Source organism: Klebsiella sp. JN_Kp122 (assembly GCF_040062085.1).
GTDB lineage: Bacteria > Pseudomonadota > Gammaproteobacteria > Enterobacterales > Enterobacteriaceae > Klebsiella > Klebsiella aerogenes.
Map to the genome: position 1 here is coordinate 1 of NZ_JBEAHW010000030.1, position 17,895 is coordinate 17,895.

Consider the following 17,895-nt stretch of genomic DNA (forward strand, 5'->3'; position numbering starts at 1 on the left):
CCGGTGGCGCTGCGCTTACCGGGGCTACAAAGCGGAGCTGGCCGGTAGCCCGGATAAGGCGCCAGCCGCTATCCGGGGTTACAGGGAGTGATACATTTTCACTCCCCGTGGTTAGCCAGCACCGCGGGGAGATTCAGCTCGATCCAGTCCGCCAGCGCCGCCACCTTCTCGCTCACCTGCAGGCCGAGCGGCGTCAGGCTATATTCAACATGCGGCGGCACCACCGGATATGAAACACGGTCGATAAAGCCATCCTGTTCCAGCGCCTGTAAGGACTGCGCCAGCATCTTTTCGCTGACGCCGCCCATTTTGCGCCGCAGATCGCTAAAGCGGTGGGTCCCCTCGCGTAGCGCCACCAGAATCAACACGCCCCAGCGGCTGGTCACGTGTTTTAGCACATCACGCGACGGGCACTGTTCAGCAAACAGATTCCCGTTGCGCAGTTTGTCGCTCAGCGTCGGTTCGGCCATTTTATACTTACCTTTTTGTACGTACTTACTAAAAGTTAGTTAAGGTGTTAGCTTACCACAACTGCCAATGAACACGAAGGAGAAGACCTATGATCGCGATTACCGGCGCCACCGGCCAGCTTGGCCAGCACGTACTGCATGATCTGTTAAAAACCGTCCCCGCCAGCCAGATTGTGGCGATTGTCCGCAACCCGGCGAAAGCGCAAGCGCTCAGCCAGCAGGGCGTCACTGTGCGGCAGGCCGAGTACGGCGATGAAGCCGCCCTTACCGCCGCGTTGCAAGGGGTTGATAAACTGCTATTAATCTCCTCCAGCGAAGTCGGCCAGCGCGCCGTCCAGCACCGTAACGTCATTAACGCCGCCAAAGCCGCTGGGGTGAAATTTATCGCCTATACCAGCCTGCTGCATGCCGATACCTCACCGCTGGGCCTGGCCGGTGAACATATCGAAACCGAACAAATGCTGGCTGATTCCGGTATTCCTTACGCGCTGCTGCGTAACGGCTGGTATACCGAAAACTATCTGGCCAGCGCGCCGCCGGCGCTGGAACACGGCGTGTTTATCGGCGCCGCCGGGGAGGGTAAAATCGCCTCCGCCACCCGTGCCGATTATGCCGCCGCCGCCGCTCACGTTATTGCCGGTGAGGGTCATGCCGGGAAAGTTTACGAACTGGCGGGGGACAACGCCTGGACCCTGAGCGAACTGGCTGCAGAGCTGAGCAAGCAAAGCGGGAAAAATGTGGTTTATCAAAACCTCAGCGAAGCCGATTTCGCCGCCGCGCTGAAAAACGTCGGCCTGCCGGCCGGGCTTGCCGATATGCTGGCGGATTCCGATACCGGCGCGTCGAAAGGCGGACTGTTTGACGACAGCCGCACTCTGAGCAAACTGATTGGCCGCCCGACCACGTCGCTTGCCGATAGCGTAAAAGGCATCATTTAACCGCTCCCTGTCAGTTTTTGCGGTTGCGTCCCGGCGCTTCATCTCTAATATTGAAGGGATGAATCGTCGGGAGACACGGCATGCAGGGCGTACCACCACAATTTAGCGATGAAAAAGACCGCGCGCGCTTTCGCCATCTCGAACAACTTCCCGGCGTTGAGCTCTATCACGCCCATATTTCCCGTTATGCCTTTGAACCGCATACCCACGAAGCCTTCGGCATCGGCGTGATTGAACAAGGCGCCGAACGCTTTCGCTATCGTGGCAGCCAGCACGTCGCTTCAGCCAATTCCATCGTCACCATGAATCCGGATGAGCTCCATACCGGCGAGGCGGAAACCGCCGAAGGCTGGCGCTACCGGATGATTTATCTGGAGCCGGATCGGCTGGAAGCCTTCACCGGCGTTCGCCACTGGTGGTTCAGTGAGGTCGTGCGCCAGGAGCCGCAGCGTGCCCGGCAAATCGGCCAACTGATTTACGGCCTGTGGCACGCAGACGATCCGCTGGCGCAGCAGGGGATACTGCTCGACCTGGTTGATACCTTCCGCCCGCTGGCTCACCATGCGCCAATGGCGCCGGAAGCGGCGCACCGCTTCGATCGGGTACGCGACTACCTGCACGATAACTATATGCGCGCCGTCAGCCTTGATGAACTGGCGCAGGTGGCAGCGCTCAGCCCCTATCACTTCCAGCGCCAGTTTAAAGCCCACTTTCACGTTACCCCGCACCAGATGCTGATGGCGATTCGCCTGTGGCGCGCCAAGGCGTTTCTGACCCACGGCATGCCTGCCGCCGAAGTGGCCATTGCCGCCGGGTTAACCGACCAGTCACATTTAACCCGCGCCTTCACCCGTCGCTACGGCATCACACCGGTGCGTTACCAAAAGCAGGTCGCCGGGCGCTAAAGCGCAATCTCATACAATATTCTTTCCCTCGTACCCTCCTACACTTGGCGCAAGCAAACTGAAGATGGATGTCATCATGATTAGCGGCGTGTTGTATGCCCTGCTGGCGGGGTTAATGTGGGGGCTGATTTTCGTTGGCCCGTTGCTGGTGCCGGAATATCCGGCGGTGCTGCAGTCGATGGGGCGCTATCTGGCGCTGGGACTTATCGCCCTGCCGCTGGCGTGGCTCGGCCGCGCGCGTCTGCGGCAGCTGAACGGCAAGGATTGGTGGACCGCGCTGGCGCTGACCATGATGGGGAACCTGATCTATTACTTCTGTCTGGCCAGCGCCATTCAGCGCACCGGCGCGCCGGTATCGACAATGATTATCGGCACCCTGCCGGTAGTACTGCCGGTGTGCGCCAACCTGCTGTATAGCCAGCGCGATGGCAAGCTGCCGTGGCGGCGGCTATTTCCGGCGCTAATCTGTATTGCGCTGGGGCTGGTATGCGTCAACGTGGCGGAGCTGCAGCACGGGCTTCCTGATTTCAGCCCGTGGCGCTATGGTTCGGGCATTGTTCTCGCGCTGATCGCCGTCGTCTGCTGGGCGTGGTATGCCCTGCGCAACGCCCGCTGGTTGCGTGAAAACCCGGATAAGCCGCCGATGATGTGGGCCACCGCGCAGGCGTTGGTCACCCTGCCGGTCTCGCTGGTCGGTTATATCGCCGCCTGCGGGTGGCTACAGGGCCAGCATAGCGACTTCCCGCTCCCCTTCGGCCCGCGCCCGGCTGTATTCATCGCGCTGATGCTGGCGATTGCCGTACTCTGCTCGTGGGTGGGCGCGCTGTGCTGGAACGTCGCCAGCCAGCGTCTGCCGACGGTGATCCTCGGGCCGCTGATCGTCTTCGAGACGCTGGCTGGTCTGCTGTACACCTTCCTGCTACGCCAGAGCCTGCCGCCGCTGCTGACGCTGAGCGGGATCCTGCTGCTGGTGCTCGGCGTGGTGTCGGCGGTTCGCGCCCGCCCGGAAAAACCGGTTCTGCAGGAACTGCGCGTCGAGCCAAAAAAATAGCCTGGTATCCTAAAGGGGTATTCCCATGGATTAAAGATGCATTTAATATGCATCTTATATTCTTGATGACGAGGTAATTGCTATGGCTTTCCGTGACCAACCTTTAGGCGAGCTGGCGCTGAGCATCCCGCGCGCCTCCGCGCTGTTCCGTAAATACGATATGGATTACTGCTGCGGCGGCAAACAAACCCTGGATCGCGCGGCGGCGCGCAAAGCACTGGACGTCGCGGCGATTGAAGCCGAGCTGACAAAACTGGCCGAGCAGCCGATCGAGCGCGACTGGCGCGCCGCGCCGTTCACCGACATCATCGACCACATCATCGTTCGCTATCATGATCGTCACCGCGAACAGCTGCCGGAACTGATTCTGCAGGCAACCAAGGTTGAACGCGTCCACGCCGATAAGCCGAACGTGCCAAAAGGACTAACCAAATATCTGACCATGCTGCACCAGGAACTCTCCAGCCACATGATGAAAGAGGAGCAGATCCTGTTCCCGATGATCAAGCAGGGGATGGGAACCCAGGCCGGTGGTCCTATCAGCGTGATGGAAAGCGAGCACGACGAAGCGGGCGAACTGTTGGAAGTCATCAAGCACATCACCCATAACGTGACACCGCCGCCGGAAGCCTGCACCACCTGGAAAGCGATGTACAACGGCATTAACGAGATGATTGACGACCTGATGGAGCACATCAGTCTGGAAAATAACGTGCTGTTCCCGCGTGCCCTCGCCGGAAAACCATAAAAAAAGGCGCCCGCAGGCGCCCTCTCGACATTGTCAGTTTATTGGCCACTCCGGGTGGCCTTTTTTATTTCGCCAGACGTTTTTTACCGGCAAACAGCCAGCCCGCGCCCAGCAGAACAAACCACAGCGGGGTAACCATCAGCGCTTCGCGAGTATCATCTTCCAGCGTCAACAGCACCAGTACGAAGACGAAGAAGGCCATGCACACCCAGCACATCACTTTACCCAGCGGCATCTTATAGATGGACTTCTCGTGCAGCTGCGGACGCTTTTTACGATAGACCAGGTAAGAGCAGAGGATAATGGTCCAGACGAACATGAACAGAATCGCCGACACCGTGGTGATCATGGTGAACGCGGCAATCACGCTCGGGTTGACCATCAGCATCACCACGCCGCCCAGCAGGCACATGCAGGAGAAGGTTAAGCCCTTCGCCGGTACCGCGCGTTTAGACAGCTTGGCGAACATTTTCGGCGCCTGGCCTTCCTGCGCCAGACCGAACAGCATACGGCTGGTAGAGAACACTCCGCTGTTAGCGGAAGAGGCGGCGGAAGTCAGTACCACGAAGTTGATCAGGCTGGCGGCAGCCGGCAGGCCGACCAGAACAAACAGCTCAACGAACGGGCTCTTGCTCGGCACGACGGAGCTCCACGGCGTCACCGACATAATCACAATCAGCGCGAAGACGTAGAACATAATGATACGCAGCGGGATGGAGTTGATCGCCCGCGGCAGCGATTTTTCCGGGTCTTTGGTTTCCGCCGCGGTGGTACCCACCAGCTCAATCCCCACGAAGGCGAATACCGCTATCTGGAAGCCGGCAAAGAAACCGCTGAGGCCTTTCGGGAACCAGCCGCCGTCATTCCACAGATGCGCGAATGAAGCTTCAACGCCGGTCGGCGATTTAAAGTGCATCATCACCATCACCAGGCCGACCACGATCAGCGCCACGATGGCGACGATTTTGATCATCGCGAACCAGAACTCCATTTCGCCAAACATCTTCACGGTAGCGAGGTTCAGGCCCAGCAGCAGCAGGATAACCGCTAACGAAGCGACCCAGTCAGAAAGCCCGGGGAACCAGAACTGCGCGTAGGCGGTGATGGCGACAACGTCCGCCATCCCGGTGACCACCCAACAGAACCAGTAGGTCCAGCCGGTAAAATACCCCGCCCACGGCCCTAACAGGTCGGAGGCGAAGTCACTGAATGATTTATATTCGAGGTTCGACAGCAGTAATTCGCCCATGGCACGCATGACGAAAAACAGCATAAAACCGATGATCATATAAACAAAAATAATGGATGGCCCGGCGAGACTGATGGTCTTGCCAGACCCCATAAACAGCCCGGTGCCGATCGCCCCGCCGATAGCAATAAGCTGAATATGCCGGTTAGTGAGATTTCGCCGTAGCGATTGTTCAGTCGTCTCCTGCTCGTCGGCAACGACTTTGACCTGATCTACCATGTGATTTTCTTCCTGTTGTACCTGTCTGTGTTGTTCAGGCTCTGTTGGCCTGTCATTTGTCGCAACCCTGGCAAGAGGGTTTATCGATATTAGGTAAGAATCGGAGGGATGAATACTATGATTTAGATATAATGTTAATTTTATGTTTAAAGTGAGTGTTATATCACCAATGTAACGCGAAACAGCTCACAAAAATACACTCAACGAACTTATATGCAATACAAAATTCCAATAAATTTATAACTTAAGGATTTTACACTGCTTTTATTGGCTCCCTCCCCCTGACAGGAGAGGAAGCCCCTGGTGCTTAAATAATGTCCAGCAGCTCAACTTCAAAGATGAGGGTGCTGAATGGCGGGATAGAAGCACCCGCGCCGCGCTCGCCATAAGCCAGGTTGTGCGGAATAGTCAGTTCCCATTTGGAACCTACCGGCATCAGGGTCAGCGCTTCGATCCAGCCGCCGATCACGCCGGTCACCGGGAATTCAGCCGGTTCGCCGCGGGCCACGGAGCTATCGAACACGGTACCGTCGATAAGTTTGCCGGTGTAGTGAACGCGTACGCGGTCGGTGCGCGCCGGGATCGGGCCTTCGCCCTGCGTCAGGACGCGGAACTGCAGGCCGGATTCAGTGCTGTTCACGCCTTCTTTTTCACGGTTTTCATCGAGGTATTTCTGGCCATCAGCGGCCATCGCCTGGAAGCGCTCGCGACGCACGGCGTCAGCGCGTTCATGGATTTCACGCAGCGCGCGGTGTACGGCTTCAACCGGCACCTGCGGCTGATTACCTTCCAGCGCATCGGCAATGCCGGCAACCAGCGCTTCCGGCAGCAGCCCCTGCAGGCCGGATTCGCTCAGTTGTTGTCCAACCTGCAAGCCGATACCGTAACTTGCCTGCGCTTCGATAGTGTCAAAAGTCGGGGTTGCCATCTTTGTTCCTTTTTTGGGTGATAAACATCTTGAGAAAAGCGTTCGAAAGCATAACAGCCATAGAGGAATGGGTAAAACTTTGTCGGCGGATGATGACAAATCTCAGCGAAACAGAAACAATAGGCGATATCAGGTTAACCTCTACCTTCAGGACGTTAGCCGTCTATACTCATAAGCAGGATAAAAATATGCGGAGCAGGAGGAAAGCCATGCCCGGGCGCTTTGAATTGACATCTACCCTGGCGAAGATCTGGCACGCCCCGGATCAACTTCGTCTCATGGATCCGCTACCGCCCATGCATCGCCGCGGCATCATCGCCGGCTTCCTGCTGGTCATTATTGGTTTCCTGCTCCCCTCCGGCGATAACAGCTCGCCGACCCAGGCCAGCCGCGAAGCTAATCTCGATCTGCAGTCCCAGTCTCAGCCGCAAGGTTCGGGCAATCAGGCTGTGCCGCTTCCGCCAATTACCAATACGCCGACGGTCAGCGATGCCGACCAGGTTGCGCCTGTGGCGCCTGAAGCCATTCAGGATGAACAGCCTGACCAGCCGCAAACGTCTTCCTCTTCTCAGCCGTATCAACAACCGGCGCAGCAGCAGTCTGCTCCGGGCATCGAACAGCAGTGGCGCACCTACCGGATTGAATCCGGCAAAACGCTGGCGCAGCTGTTCCGCGACCACGGACTGCCAGCCACTGACGTCTATGCCATGGCGCAGGTCGAAGGCGCCGGCAAACCATTAAGCACCTTGCAAAGTGGACAAACGGTGCAAATTCGCCAGAACGCCAACGGCGTCGTCACCGGCCTCACTATCGATACCGGCAACGGCCAGCAGGTGCTGTTCACCCGCCAGTCGAACGGCAGCTTCGTGCGCGCGCGATAAACACTTCGCTTAGGTCGGGTCGAACACCCGGCCTAACGCGCCTGGTTTTTGTTCACCCAGCGGATCCCTACGCATACCAACACCAGTGCGATCGCGTACTTCCACTCAAAAATATTCTCGCCAAGAAAGATCGCCGACAGCACCGTCCCGGCCACCGGGATAACAAAGTTAAACGGCGCAATCATACTGACGCGGTTGTGCTTGAGCAGCACGCTCCATAGTGCGAAAGCTATCGACGACAGCAGAGTTAAATAGCCAAGGATCATCGCTGCGGTCAGGCTGTGCATCCGTAGCTCCCCGCCGGTCAAATACCCGCCCGCCACCAGCACCAGGCCGCCGAAGGCCAGTTGCCAGCCGGTCATCACCGTTGGGTCGACGGTTTGCGAGATGCGTTTGCCGTAGAGCGTCGCCGCCGAGAGGATGAACGCCGCCAGCACGACAAATCCATCCCCCTGCCAGACAAAATTAAAATCGCCCAATGAGGTGTTGAAGTTCACCAACATCACGCCGACGAAGCCCAGCACACAGCCGATAGTTTTGTTATAGCTGAGCCGGTCATTCTGGTAGATAAAATGCGCCAGCAGAACGCTGAAGAACGTCCCGGTGGCATTCATAATCGATCCCTTCACTCCGGTGGTGAATGCCAGGCCAACGTAGAAGAAGGCGTACTGGATAGCGGTCTGCGTCAGCCCCAGCATCACCAGCTGCCCGCACTGGCGGCCATTGAGCCGGGCGATGGGTTTGCGCTGCGCGAGCGCAAACAGCAGCAACAATAAGCCCGCAAACAGGAAGCGATATCCGGCAAAAACAATTTTTGAGGGAACATCATCGGTGGCGATGTGCAGAAGCTCATAGCCGTTTTTAATCGCCGGATAAGAACTGCCCCACAGCAGACAGCATAGGGTCGCGCAGACATAAGCTACTTTTTTATTGGCAAAAATCGAGGGGGTCGGAAAGGAAGCGTCCATTAACTTTACCGGAAATAAAATCGTGTTTTATTTTATCATCCAGAAAGTGGAGAGAATAGCTACCATACCAGATAAAAATCAGGCTGGCGCTAAAAAGCAAAACGCCGGCACAAGGCCGGCGCATCGACGTGAGTTGAGTAAAAAATTACTCAGCTACAACGTTAACAACCAGTTTAGCGAAGACTTCGCTGTGAACCTGGAAGTCTACTTCGTGCTCACCGGTGGTGCGCAGAACGCCGTTCGGCAGGCGAACTTCGCTCTTCGCAACGGCAACGCCAGCTGCAGAAACAGCGTCAGCGATGTCGCGAGTACCGATGGAACCGAACAGTTTACCTTCGTCGCCAGATTTGGACGCGATGGTAACGGTGCCCAGTGCGTTGATTGCTTCAGCACGTGCGTTAGCAGCGGCCAGAACGTCAGCCAGTTTGGCTTCCAGTTCAGCGCGGCGCGCTTCGAAGAACTCAACGTTTTTCTTGGTAGCTGGAACAGCTTTACCCTGTGGTACCAGGAAGTTACGAGCATAGCCCGCTTTAACGTTTACCTGATCACCCAGGCTACCCAGGTTTGCTACTTTATCAAGCAGAATAACTTGCATTACCTTATCCTCTCAAAGTCGTATTAATGGACCGTGACCGATTACTGATGACGATCAGTGTACGGCAGCAGGGACAGGTAGCGTGCGCGTTTGATAGCGCGAGCCAGCTGACGCTGATATTTTGCACGGGTACCGGTGATACGGCTTGGGACAATCTTACCGCTTTCGGTGATGTAGTTTTTCAGCGTAGCGATATCTTTATAGTCGATCTCTTGAACGCCTTCCGCGGTGAAACGGCAGAACTTGCGACGACGGAAATAACGTGCCATATGGCTAGTCTCCAGAATCTATCAATTCAATCTGCTCGGCATGCAGAACCATTTTACTCAAGCCGTTCTTTGCCTTATGGCAACTAATGAACCCTTGAACGGTGACTGCGCTACCGACCGTTATACTGTGAGTAATGGCCTGGTTCTCGTGTCCGCTAATAATAACGGGCATTTGGCACCACGCCTGCCGGTGAAAACCGGCTTCCTCCTGCACAGAACGATGCTCAAGCACGAACTGGCAATGAGGAATTCCTGACGGACTGACCTTTCGAAGGGGCATCCTGCACACGGTGCCGGACAACACCAGACGGTTGGTCATCAGGATTACTCTTCAGAATCCCCAGCTTCAGAATCATCTGCGGTTTCGTTAGCGAAATCTTCACGACGCTCACGGCGCTCGTCTTTCGCTTTAACCATCGGAGATGCTTCGGTAACAGCGTGCTTAGTACGCATTACCATGCTGCGGATAACGGCGTCGTTGAAGCGGAAGTTAGTTTCCAGCTCATCGATCGCTTCCTGCGGCGCTTCAACGTTCAGCAGAACGTAGTGAGCTTTGTGCAGTTTGTTGATCGGATAAGCCAGCTGACGGCGGCCCCAGTCTTCCAGACGGTGGATCGTACCTTCTGCTGCAGTGATTGCACCAGTGTAACGTTCGATCATGCCCGGAACCTGTTCGCTCTGGTCAGGATGGACCATAAAAACGATTTCGTAATGACGCATCGAATTGCTCCTTACGGATTATTCAGCCTCCTGTCTGGGTCAGCCGCGGCCCATGGAGGCAAGGAACGTGTTAAAGGGCGGCTGAAAAATTGACGCGTCATTCTAATTGCGCCCCCCCAGGAACACAAGCGCATTTGCACAAATAATTCGCACTAAGCGCCAAGCTGGGCTAAGTGGGTGATTTAAAATTAACCAATAACGAACGCGGCATTTTTTTGAACAACTGCATCAGAAAAGGTCGCTATCAGGCGACGCGCCAGCGATTACAATTTAATCAATGGCCAGACACCAGCAAGAGGAGTCCAGCGTTTTACCCGTACTGTCAGTAAGGAGCGTTCTATGAAAAGCATTATCATCGCCGTTATGGCTGCGCTACTCCTTAGCGCCAACGCGCTGGCAGCCATCAAAATCGATGGGCGTCAGGCTCGCAACATGGACGATGTGCAGAGTCTGGGCGTAATTTATATCAACCATAATATGGCTAGCGAGCAAGAGGCCGACCAGGCCCTGAACCAGGAAAGCGATGCCCTGGGAGCGAAGTACTTCCAGCCAATCCTGATTCACGAACCGCAGAGCAATGGCCTTATTCATGCCAGCGCCGCTATTTACCGCTAACCCAGGTCGATGCTTCGCCTCTCCTCACGAGGGGCGAAGCGATAGCCGATGTAAACGCAATTGAGAATTATTTTCCAAACTGACTTACCAGCGTCATCGCAACCTGATTTAATCATCAATTCACCGTTTGTTAATCAGGAGTGATTGATGGTCCCGCGTTTCGCGACGTTAGGTCGCATCCCGAAAGGAGTTTGGGTGCTCGGCGGCGTCAGCCTGCTAATGGATGTCTCCTCCGAGATGATCCACAGCCTGCTCCCGCTGTTTATGGCCACCACGCTCGGCGCCAGCGTCATTATTATCGGTCTTATCGAAGGGCTAGCCGAAGCCACCGCCTTAATTCTCAAAGTCTTCTCCGGCGTCATTAGCGACTACGTTGGCAAACGCAAAGGGCTGGCGCTGCTTGGCTACGGGCTGGGGGCGCTGAGTAAACCGCTGTTTGCCATCGCGCCGAGCGCCGGGGTGGTATTTAGCGCCCGCATGATCGACCGCGTCGGAAAAGGTATCCGCGGAGCGCCGCGCGATGCGCTGGTCGCCGACGTAACACCGCCGGAGATCCGTGGCGCTGCCTACGGGTTACGCCAGGCGCTGGATACCGTCGGCGCCTTTCTCGGCCCGCTGCTGGCGGTGCTGCTGATGTTCATCTGGGCCAACGATTTTCACGCTATCTTCTGGGTGGCGGTCATTCCCGCCGTACTATCCATTGCTCTACTGGGCTTTGGCCTGCAGGAGCCGAAATCCGCCATCGCGCACAAACGTAGCAATCCGCTGAAGCGCGAAAACCTGAAAAAGCTCTCTGCCGCTTACTGGTGGGTGGTGGCGATCGGCAGTATCTTCACCCTCTCCCGCTTCAGCGAAGCTTTTTTGGTGCTGCGCGCCCAGCAGATGGAGATCCCGCTGTTTACTATTCCGCTGGTCATGGTCGCGATGAACCTGGTCTACAGCCTCACGGCTTACCCGTTCGGTAAGCTCTCTGACAGCATGAGCCACAGTAAACTGCTGCAATGGGGGCTGCTGGTGCTGATCCTCGCCGATATCGTGCTGGCGCTCAGCGGCCACTGGAGCACGCTGCTGATCGGCGTCGCGCTGTGGGGGATTCACATGGGGATGACTCAAGGCCTACTGGCGGCCATGGTTGCGCATACCGCGCCGCCGGAACTACGCGGTACGGCATTCGGCATGTTCAACCTGATGAGCGGGCTGGCGCTGCTGCTGGCCAGTACCGGTGCGGGGATACTCTGGGAAAGCTTCGGCGCCGCATCGACGTTTTACGCCGGCGCGGTTATCTGTCTGCTGACGCTCATCGGCATGCGCTGTATGCCATCGGCCTATCGTCAGGGTTAAAAACGGCTCCGGGGCCAGACCAGTTGCTTCACCCTGAGGTGAAAGCCCCGGAGCGCGTAGCTTACTTCTGCCCGTAGTAGGCGTCAGGCCCGTGTTTACGCAGAAAATGTTTCTCCATTAGCCAGCTGTCGATGGGCTGTAGCTGCGGATTAATGCCGCGGGCGATCCACGCCATTCGCGCCACTTCTTCCATCACCACCGCATTGTGCACCGCCTCGTGGGCATCTTTCCCCCAGGAGAAAGGTCCGTGCTGATACACCACAATTCCCGGCGTATGTAACGGGTTGGCCTCGCCCAGCGTTTCGATAATCACCTTCCCGGTGTTCAGCTCATAGGCCTCTTCCACCTCCTGTGCGCTGAGCGCCCGGGTGCAGGGGATATCACCGAAGAAGTAGTCCGCGTGGGTGGTGCCGAGCGCCGGGATTGCCAGCCCCGCCTGCGCCCAGGCGGTAGCGTGCGTCGAGTGGGTATGCACCACCCCGCCAAGGCCGGAATAACGGCGGTATAACGCAAGGTGGGTAGCGGTATCAGAAGAGGGACGCCAGCGCCCTTCCACCACGTTGCCCTGCAAATCGACCACCACCATATCATCGACGGCCATTGACTCGTAGGCTACGCCGCTGGGCTTAATCACCACCAGCCCACGTTGCCGGTCGATTGCGCTGACGTTGCCCCAGGTAAAGGTCACCAGCCCGTAGCGCGGCAGATCCATATTAGCTGCAAATACCTGCTGTTTAAGCTGCTGCATTATGCTGCCTCCGTCAGGCCTGCGCGGGCCATCCGCGCCTTCACCCAGTCACGGGCTTTCGCGACTTCCGCCGACGGGTCATCGGTGGTTTCGCTCCACATCTCAATCAGATACGGACCGCAGTAGCCTGTCTGCTTGAGCGTTTCGAAGCAACGTTCAAAATCGACGACCCCTTCACCAAACGGCACGTTTTTAAAGACGCCGGGCTTCGTATCTTTGACATGTACCGCCACGATATGCCCCATGCCGGCCTGCAATTCCATCTGTACGTCGTTATCCCACGCCGACAGATTGCCAATATCCGGATAAAGCTGGAACCACGGATTATTCAGGTAGTGGGCATAACCCAGCGCCTTACTGATCGAGTTCATCAGCGGATAGTCCATGATTTCCATCGCCAGCGTGACCTGAGCCCGGCTGGCCATTTCGACGCTCTCTTTCAGGCCTTCACGAAAACGGCGGCGCGTTTCATCATTCGCCTGCTGATAATAAACATCGTAGCCCGCCAGTTGGATCACCCGAATCCCCACATCCTGCGCCAGCTGAATGGCTTTACGCATGATGTCCAGCCCCTGCTTGCGCACCGCGTCATCTTCGCTGCCGAGCGGAAAACGACGATGGGCGCTAAGGCACATCGATGGTACCCGGACGCCGGTTTCGGCTACCGCCTTGACCAGCGCGAGGCGCTGCTCCTGGCTCCAGTCCAGCCGGGCGAGACGGGCATCGGTTTCATCAAGCGACATTTCAACAAAATCAAAACCCAGCGCTTTCGCCAGCTGTAACCGCTCCAGCCAGCACTCCCCGGCGGGGAGCGCTTTTTCATAGATACCGAGCGGAATTTGTTTCGACAACATAACCGCTCCTTAACCCCACAGCTGGGCGATAGAGCGTTTAAACTGGTGAGCCGCTTCCACCGGCGAGGCGGCATCGCGGATGCTGCGCCCGGCAATAAAGACGTGAATAGGGATACCGGCGAACAGCGGCAGGTCTTCCAGCGCCAGTCCGCCGGTCACGGTGACTTTGAAGCCCATATCGGAAAGGCGCTTAATCGCGCTGATATCCACCTCGCTCCACGCCACGCCCGCGGCCTGCGCGTCGCGGCTGCGGTGATAGACCACCTGCTGAATACCCGCATCACGCCACGCCTGCGCCTGCTCCCAGGTCCAGAAGCCGGTCAGTTCAATTTGTACGTCGCCATTGAACTCTTTGGCGACATCCAGCGCCCCTTTGGCGGTGTTGATATCGGCGCAGCAGATCACGGTCACCCAGTCGGCGTTGGCTTCAAAGCACATCCGCGACAGGATTTTACCGGCATCGGCGATTTTGGCATCCGCCAGCACGATTTTATGCGGATACAGCGCTTTCAGATCGCGCACCGCGCGCACCCCTTCACCGACGCAGAGAATAGTGCCGACTTCAATGATATCCACCTCTTCGGCGATCAGCCGGGTGGTCTCATAGGCGTGAGACAGGGTTTGGTTATCCAGCGCAACCTGCAACATTGGTAACTGAGACATCGTATCAACTCCCTCTTAAACAGCCGCCGCAGTGGCGTTTTCAATTAAATCCAGCACTTCCTGCTCGGTGCGGCAGGCGCGTAAACGGTCGAAATTGGCTTCGTCATTAAACAGGTTAACGATCTGCATGATGCCCACCTCCTGGTGGGTGGTGGCGTCAACTGCCGCCATGGTGATCAGAATGTCGACCGGGTCGTTATCTTCGTGATTGAAAATTAGCGGTTTTTTGAGCGTCACCAGCGCAAAGCCGGTTTTCTTAACGCCCTCTTCCGGACGGCCGTGCGGCATCGCCAGCCCCGGCGCGATAACAAAATAGGGGCCATGCTGAGCGACGCCATCGAGGATCGCCTGGTAGTAACGCGGTTCCACTACGTCGGCGGCCACCAGCAGATCGACGCCGATTTTCACCGCCTCCTGCCAGCTTTCCGCCTCCGCCTGCAGGCGTATGGAGTGGTTCTGCGCCAGAGAATCATGAAGTTTCATGGCGGCTCCTTATTTCACATCCTGCGGGAAGTGGGCTTTGATCACTTCAAGCAGTTTTGGGCCGAAATCCGCAGGCGACAGCATATTGCGCACGCCAACCACGTATTTATTGCCAGTGACGGTGATTTCGCCGGCGATGTGGGTCGAGGCAATGATGATGTCCGCGCCGTTTAGTTCGCTTTTATACTCACCTACCGCGCAGCTGTTCACCGTGTGGTCGATGTTTGATTGCGTCAGGAACTGGTCCACCTTCATTTTCATGATCATGGAACTACCTTGCCCGTTGCCACACACAGCCAGAATACGTACGGTCATAATCAGAACTCCTTATTGAGCAGAGGCTTCTGCCAGTTGTTTTTCCGCGTCTTCCTCGGCGCGCAGCGCGCGGCCGGCGAAGAACATATAAGCCAGTGAAATCAGAATAATGACGGCCATAAACGCCAGCCCTATCGAGGCGAAGCCCTGCATCATCGGCGGCGCCAGGATTGACCAATCCGCCATGCCCATCCAGGCGCTCATTCCGGTCAACTTCACCGCCCACACGCAGCCGAAGATTTCAATCATGCCCATCACCAGACAGATTTTGAGCGCCGCGCGCCAGCCGCCGAAGTGGTTAGCAAAGACGCCAATCGTCGCGTTAGAGAAGAACATTGGGATAAAGCCCGGGATGATCAGGATGGAGGAACCAACGCCGACGAGAATACCCACGGCAATCAGTTGGCCGATGGTGCCCCACATAAAGCCCCAGACCACGGCATTCGGCGCGAAGCTATAGATAGCGGCGCAGTCGATCGCCAGCACAGCGCCGGGGATCAGGCGCTGAGAGATGCCGTTAAAGGCTTCGGACAGCTCGGCGACGAACATACGCACGCCCTGGGTAATGATGAAAATAGCCACAGCGAAGGAGAAACCGGTCTGCAGGATATAGACCGTCCAGTGGGTTTTGCCCGCCATCGCCTGTACAACGTCGATGCCAAAGGAGAGCAGAATGGCGCCAAAGAAAATGGTCATCACAATCGCGGTAGAGACGATGTTGTCGTGGAAGATATTGAGCCAACCGGGCAGTTTGAGGTCTTCGACGCTCTCCTCTTTTTTCCCCAGATACGGCGCCACTTTATAGGCAATCCACGAGGCAAACTGCTGTTGGTGCCCGATAGAGAAGCCGCAACCGTCGGTAACCAGTTGAGTCGGCTTGAACATCATGTTGGAGGTGATCCCCCAGTACAGGGAGACCAGTACCGCGGTACAGATAATGGTCGTCCACATGGAGTAGCCGAAAATGAAGAAAGAGACCGCAATCAGCCCCGCCTGCTGAAACATGATATGGCCAGTCAGCATAATGGTGCGGATGCCGGTAATGCGGCGCAGCAGGACGTAACAGATATTTAGCGCCAGCGCCAACAGCACCGCATACCCCACCCAGCTATAGGCTTCACCCATCCGGTCGATGGTCGCCATCATTGAGGCGTAGGTGTCGGAAATCGCGCCATTGATGCCATAAACCTCTGACATTTTCGCCACCACCGGCTTAAAGGTGCTGGTAAGAATGCCGGAGCCGGCTTGTAACAGCATGAAACCAATGATGGTTTTGATCGTGCCTTTGATAATCACGCTGACGCTTTTACGCAACAAGATATAGCCAAGGCAGGTCACGATACCCAGCAGCAGCGGGGCATTAGTCATTACCTGATTAAAGAAGACGGTAAAGATGTTGTAGAGGATCTCCATAACACACTCCAGAAGAGGAAGGCTTTGAACGCGCATGACGCTCAGCAGTTGTCGTCGCCCTCACTCTAATAATCAAAAACAATCACAACAAGATTGAATTTGATTAAATGTGACGCATCACGCAAATAATCACATTTTTTATGTGTGTATTTTCCATTACGTCATATCACAACCAAACAAACCACTAATATCAATAATATACATACATCCATGATATTAAATTCAGGGCTTATCAGCACGTTAGCGCAACGATATCAGCGCTTTTTATCGAAAATAGCCGATTGCATTCCTGAAAAAACAGTGACAATATCAATCAAAATAAATCACCAATTGATTACTTTTGAAATAAAAGAGGAAGAGATAGATGAGTAAAGTGCAAACCATCACCCGTGAATCCTGGATTTTGAGCACTTTCCCGGAATGGGGCAGCTGGCTGAATGAAGAGATCGAACAAGAGCAGGTTGCGCCGGGCACCTTTGCCATGTGGTGGCTGGGATGCACCGGTATTTGGCTTAAATCGGAAGGCGGCGCTAATATTTGCGTCGATTTCTGGTGCGGCACCGGTAAGCAGAGCCACGGTAATCCGCTGATGAAAACCGGCCACCAGATGCAGCGCATGGCCGGGGTGAAAAAACTGCAACCGAACCTGCGCACTACGCCATTCGTGCTCGATCCTTTCGCCATCCGTCAAATTGACGCCGTGCTGGCGACGCACGATCACAACGATCATATCGACGTTAACGTTGCCGCCGCGGTGATGCAAAACTGCGCCGCCGATGTGCCGTTTATCGGGCCGAAAACCTGCGTTGACCTGTGGATTGGTTGGGGCGTGCCGGCAGAACGCTGCATCGTCATGAAACCGGGCGATGTGGTGAAGATCAAAGATATTGAGATCCACGCGCTCGACGCATTCGATCGTACTGCTCTCATTACCCTGCCAGCCGATCAAAAAGCCGCCGGCGTGCTGCCGGACGGCATGGACCAACGCGCGGTCAACTATCTGTTCAAAACGCCGGGCGGCAACCTGTACCATAGCGGCGACTCCCACTACTCCAACTACTACGCGAAGCACGGCAACGAGCATCAGATTGACGTCGCCCTCGGTTCCTACGGGGAAAACCCGCGCGGCATCACCGACAAAATGACCAGCGCCGATATCCTGCGCATGGCGGAATCGCTGAATACCAAAGTGGTTATCCCGTTCCATCACGATATCTGGTCCAACTTCCAGGCCGACCCGCAAGAGATCCGCGTACTGTGGGAGATGAAAAAAGATCGTCTGAAATACGGCTTCAAGCCGTTTATCTGGCAGGTCGGCGGTAAATTTACCTGGCCGCTGGATAAAGACAATTTCGAGTACCACTACCCACGCGGGTTCGGCGACTGCTTTACCATTGAGCCGGACCTGCCGTTCAAATCCTTCTTGTAACCGTATTCCGGCGGGCGCGCTCGCCGGAATTCCCTTTCCGCATTAGTATTTAGCGTTGATTTCAAATATCATCTTTGCTTGTCACTTTTAATC

At 56.2% G+C, this 17,895-nt stretch carries 22 protein-coding genes; 8 read left to right on the forward strand and 14 right to left on the reverse strand.

What is annotated here, in order from left to right; translation table 11 throughout:
• Positions 1–98: 98 nt before the first annotated feature.
• Positions 99–470 carry a helix-turn-helix domain-containing protein gene (locus ABLU78_RS13130; protein ID WP_015704186.1) on the reverse strand — a complete coding sequence of 124 codons (372 nt, stop codon included), beginning with the start codon at positions 468–470 and terminating at the stop codon, positions 99–101.
• A gap of 89 nt (positions 471–559) precedes the next feature.
• Here ABLU78_RS13130 and ABLU78_RS13135 point away from each other — a divergent pair, with 89 nt between their 5' ends.
• The 4 genes from ABLU78_RS13135 (at position 560) to ytfE (ending at position 4,112) form a co-directional block, all read left to right on the forward strand.
• On the forward strand, positions 560–1,408 hold the full coding sequence (locus ABLU78_RS13135) for an SDR family oxidoreductase (RefSeq protein WP_015704185.1): 849 nt from the start codon (positions 560–562) through the stop codon (positions 1,406–1,408).
• A gap of 80 nt (positions 1,409–1,488) precedes the next feature.
• A complete protein-coding gene (locus ABLU78_RS13140) occupies positions 1,489–2,313 on the forward strand; it encodes an AraC family transcriptional regulator (protein ID WP_015368600.1) in 825 nt (274 codons plus the stop codon).
• 76 nt (positions 2,314–2,389) lie between these two features.
• A complete protein-coding gene (locus tag ABLU78_RS13145) occupies positions 2,390–3,364 on the forward strand; it encodes a DMT family transporter (RefSeq protein ID WP_047079376.1) in 975 nt (324 codons plus the stop codon).
• 82 nt (positions 3,365–3,446) lie between these two features.
• Positions 3,447–4,112: an iron-sulfur cluster repair protein YtfE gene (gene ytfE / locus ABLU78_RS13150; RefSeq protein ID WP_015704183.1), complete on the forward strand. Its 666-nt coding sequence runs from the start codon at positions 3,447–3,449 to the stop codon at positions 4,110–4,112.
• Between the two features lie 64 nt (positions 4,113–4,176).
• On the opposite strand, the gene cycA is transcribed toward ytfE, so the two are convergent.
• Positions 4,177–5,580 carry a D-serine/D-alanine/glycine transporter gene (gene cycA, locus ABLU78_RS13155; protein WP_015368603.1) on the reverse strand — a complete coding sequence of 468 codons (1,404 nt, stop codon included), beginning with the start codon at positions 5,578–5,580 and terminating at the stop codon, positions 4,177–4,179.
• 307 nt (positions 5,581–5,887) lie between these two features.
• Entirely contained in the window at positions 5,888–6,508 is a 621-nt protein-coding gene (fklB, locus tag ABLU78_RS13160; protein ID WP_002886687.1) for an FKBP-type peptidyl-prolyl cis-trans isomerase, read from the reverse strand.
• A gap of 209 nt (positions 6,509–6,717) precedes the next feature.
• Between fklB and ABLU78_RS13165 the strand changes: the two genes are divergently transcribed.
• Positions 6,718–7,389 (forward strand): LysM-like peptidoglycan-binding domain-containing protein, encoded by a 672-nt coding sequence (locus ABLU78_RS13165; protein ID WP_048229719.1) that lies wholly within the window; start codon positions 6,718–6,720, stop codon positions 7,387–7,389.
• A 32-nt stretch (positions 7,390–7,421) separates the two neighbouring features.
• Here ABLU78_RS13165 and ABLU78_RS13170 read toward each other — a convergent pair whose 3' ends face one another.
• The 5 genes from ABLU78_RS13170 to rpsF form a co-directional block, all read right to left on the reverse strand.
• On the reverse strand, positions 7,422–8,357 hold the full coding sequence (locus ABLU78_RS13170; RefSeq protein ID WP_048229720.1) for a DMT family transporter: 936 nt from the start codon (positions 8,355–8,357) through the stop codon (positions 7,422–7,424).
• A gap of 145 nt (positions 8,358–8,502) precedes the next feature.
• Positions 8,503–8,952, reverse strand: a complete 450-nt coding sequence (gene rplI / locus ABLU78_RS13175) for a 50S ribosomal protein L9 (protein ID WP_015368607.1) — start codon at positions 8,950–8,952, stop codon at positions 8,503–8,505.
• 41 nt (positions 8,953–8,993) lie between these two features.
• On the reverse strand, positions 8,994–9,221 hold the full coding sequence (gene rpsR, locus ABLU78_RS13180) for a 30S ribosomal protein S18 (RefSeq protein WP_000135199.1): 228 nt from the start codon (positions 9,219–9,221) through the stop codon (positions 8,994–8,996).
• 4 nt (positions 9,222–9,225) lie between these two features.
• Positions 9,226–9,540 carry a primosomal replication protein N gene (gene priB / locus ABLU78_RS13185; RefSeq protein WP_015704181.1) on the reverse strand — a complete coding sequence of 105 codons (315 nt, stop codon included), beginning with the start codon at positions 9,538–9,540 and terminating at the stop codon, positions 9,226–9,228.
• Positions 9,541–9,545: 5 nt separating this feature from the next.
• Positions 9,546–9,941 carry a 30S ribosomal protein S6 gene (rpsF, locus tag ABLU78_RS13190; RefSeq protein ID WP_004098001.1) on the reverse strand — a complete coding sequence of 132 codons (396 nt, stop codon included), beginning with the start codon at positions 9,939–9,941 and terminating at the stop codon, positions 9,546–9,548.
• A 339-nt stretch (positions 9,942–10,280) separates the two neighbouring features.
• Here rpsF and ABLU78_RS13195 point away from each other — a divergent pair, with 339 nt between their 5' ends.
• Positions 10,281–10,556: a DUF1471 domain-containing protein gene (locus tag ABLU78_RS13195; RefSeq protein ID WP_020079809.1), complete on the forward strand. Its 276-nt coding sequence runs from the start codon at positions 10,281–10,283 to the stop codon at positions 10,554–10,556.
• Positions 10,557–10,703: 147 nt separating this feature from the next.
• Positions 10,704–11,897, forward strand: a complete 1,194-nt coding sequence (locus ABLU78_RS13200) for an MFS transporter (protein ID WP_048229722.1) — start codon at positions 10,704–10,706, stop codon at positions 11,895–11,897.
• 61 nt (positions 11,898–11,958) lie between these two features.
• Here the strand turns inward: ABLU78_RS13200 and ABLU78_RS13205 are convergent, their stop codons facing one another.
• From ABLU78_RS13205 to ulaA, 6 genes are read right to left on the reverse strand one after another with little or no spacing between them, the layout of a single operon-like run.
• Positions 11,959–12,645 (reverse strand): L-ribulose-5-phosphate 4-epimerase, encoded by a 687-nt coding sequence (locus tag ABLU78_RS13205; protein ID WP_032713526.1) that lies wholly within the window; start codon positions 12,643–12,645, stop codon positions 11,959–11,961.
• The gene (locus tag ABLU78_RS13210; RefSeq protein WP_032713524.1) at positions 12,645–13,499 is read right to left on the reverse strand and encodes an L-ribulose-5-phosphate 3-epimerase; all 855 of its coding nucleotides are present in this window, start codon (positions 13,497–13,499) and stop codon (positions 12,645–12,647) included. The genes ABLU78_RS13205 and ABLU78_RS13210 overlap by 1 nt, the downstream gene beginning before the upstream one ends.
• Positions 13,500–13,508: 9 nt before the next feature.
• Positions 13,509–14,162 carry a 3-keto-L-gulonate-6-phosphate decarboxylase UlaD gene (gene ulaD / locus ABLU78_RS13215; RefSeq protein WP_080968072.1) on the reverse strand — a complete coding sequence of 218 codons (654 nt, stop codon included), beginning with the start codon at positions 14,160–14,162 and terminating at the stop codon, positions 13,509–13,511.
• Between the two features lie 15 nt (positions 14,163–14,177).
• Complete coding sequence (ulaC, locus tag ABLU78_RS13220; protein WP_048229723.1) at positions 14,178–14,645, reverse strand: PTS ascorbate transporter subunit IIA; 468 nt, start codon at positions 14,643–14,645, stop codon at positions 14,178–14,180.
• Positions 14,646–14,654: 9 nt separating this feature from the next.
• Positions 14,655–14,960: a PTS ascorbate transporter subunit IIB gene (ulaB, locus tag ABLU78_RS13225; RefSeq protein ID WP_001577590.1), complete on the reverse strand. Its 306-nt coding sequence runs from the start codon at positions 14,958–14,960 to the stop codon at positions 14,655–14,657.
• A 12-nt stretch (positions 14,961–14,972) separates the two neighbouring features.
• Positions 14,973–16,373: a PTS ascorbate transporter subunit IIC gene (gene ulaA / locus ABLU78_RS13230; RefSeq protein ID WP_015368616.1), complete on the reverse strand. Its 1,401-nt coding sequence runs from the start codon at positions 16,371–16,373 to the stop codon at positions 14,973–14,975.
• Positions 16,374–16,737: 364 nt separating this feature from the next.
• Here ulaA and ulaG point away from each other — a divergent pair, with 364 nt between their 5' ends.
• Positions 16,738–17,802 carry an L-ascorbate 6-phosphate lactonase gene (gene ulaG, locus ABLU78_RS13235; protein ID WP_348820599.1) on the forward strand — a complete coding sequence of 355 codons (1,065 nt, stop codon included), beginning with the start codon at positions 16,738–16,740 and terminating at the stop codon, positions 17,800–17,802.
• The last annotated feature ends 93 nt before the right edge of the window (positions 17,803–17,895 follow it).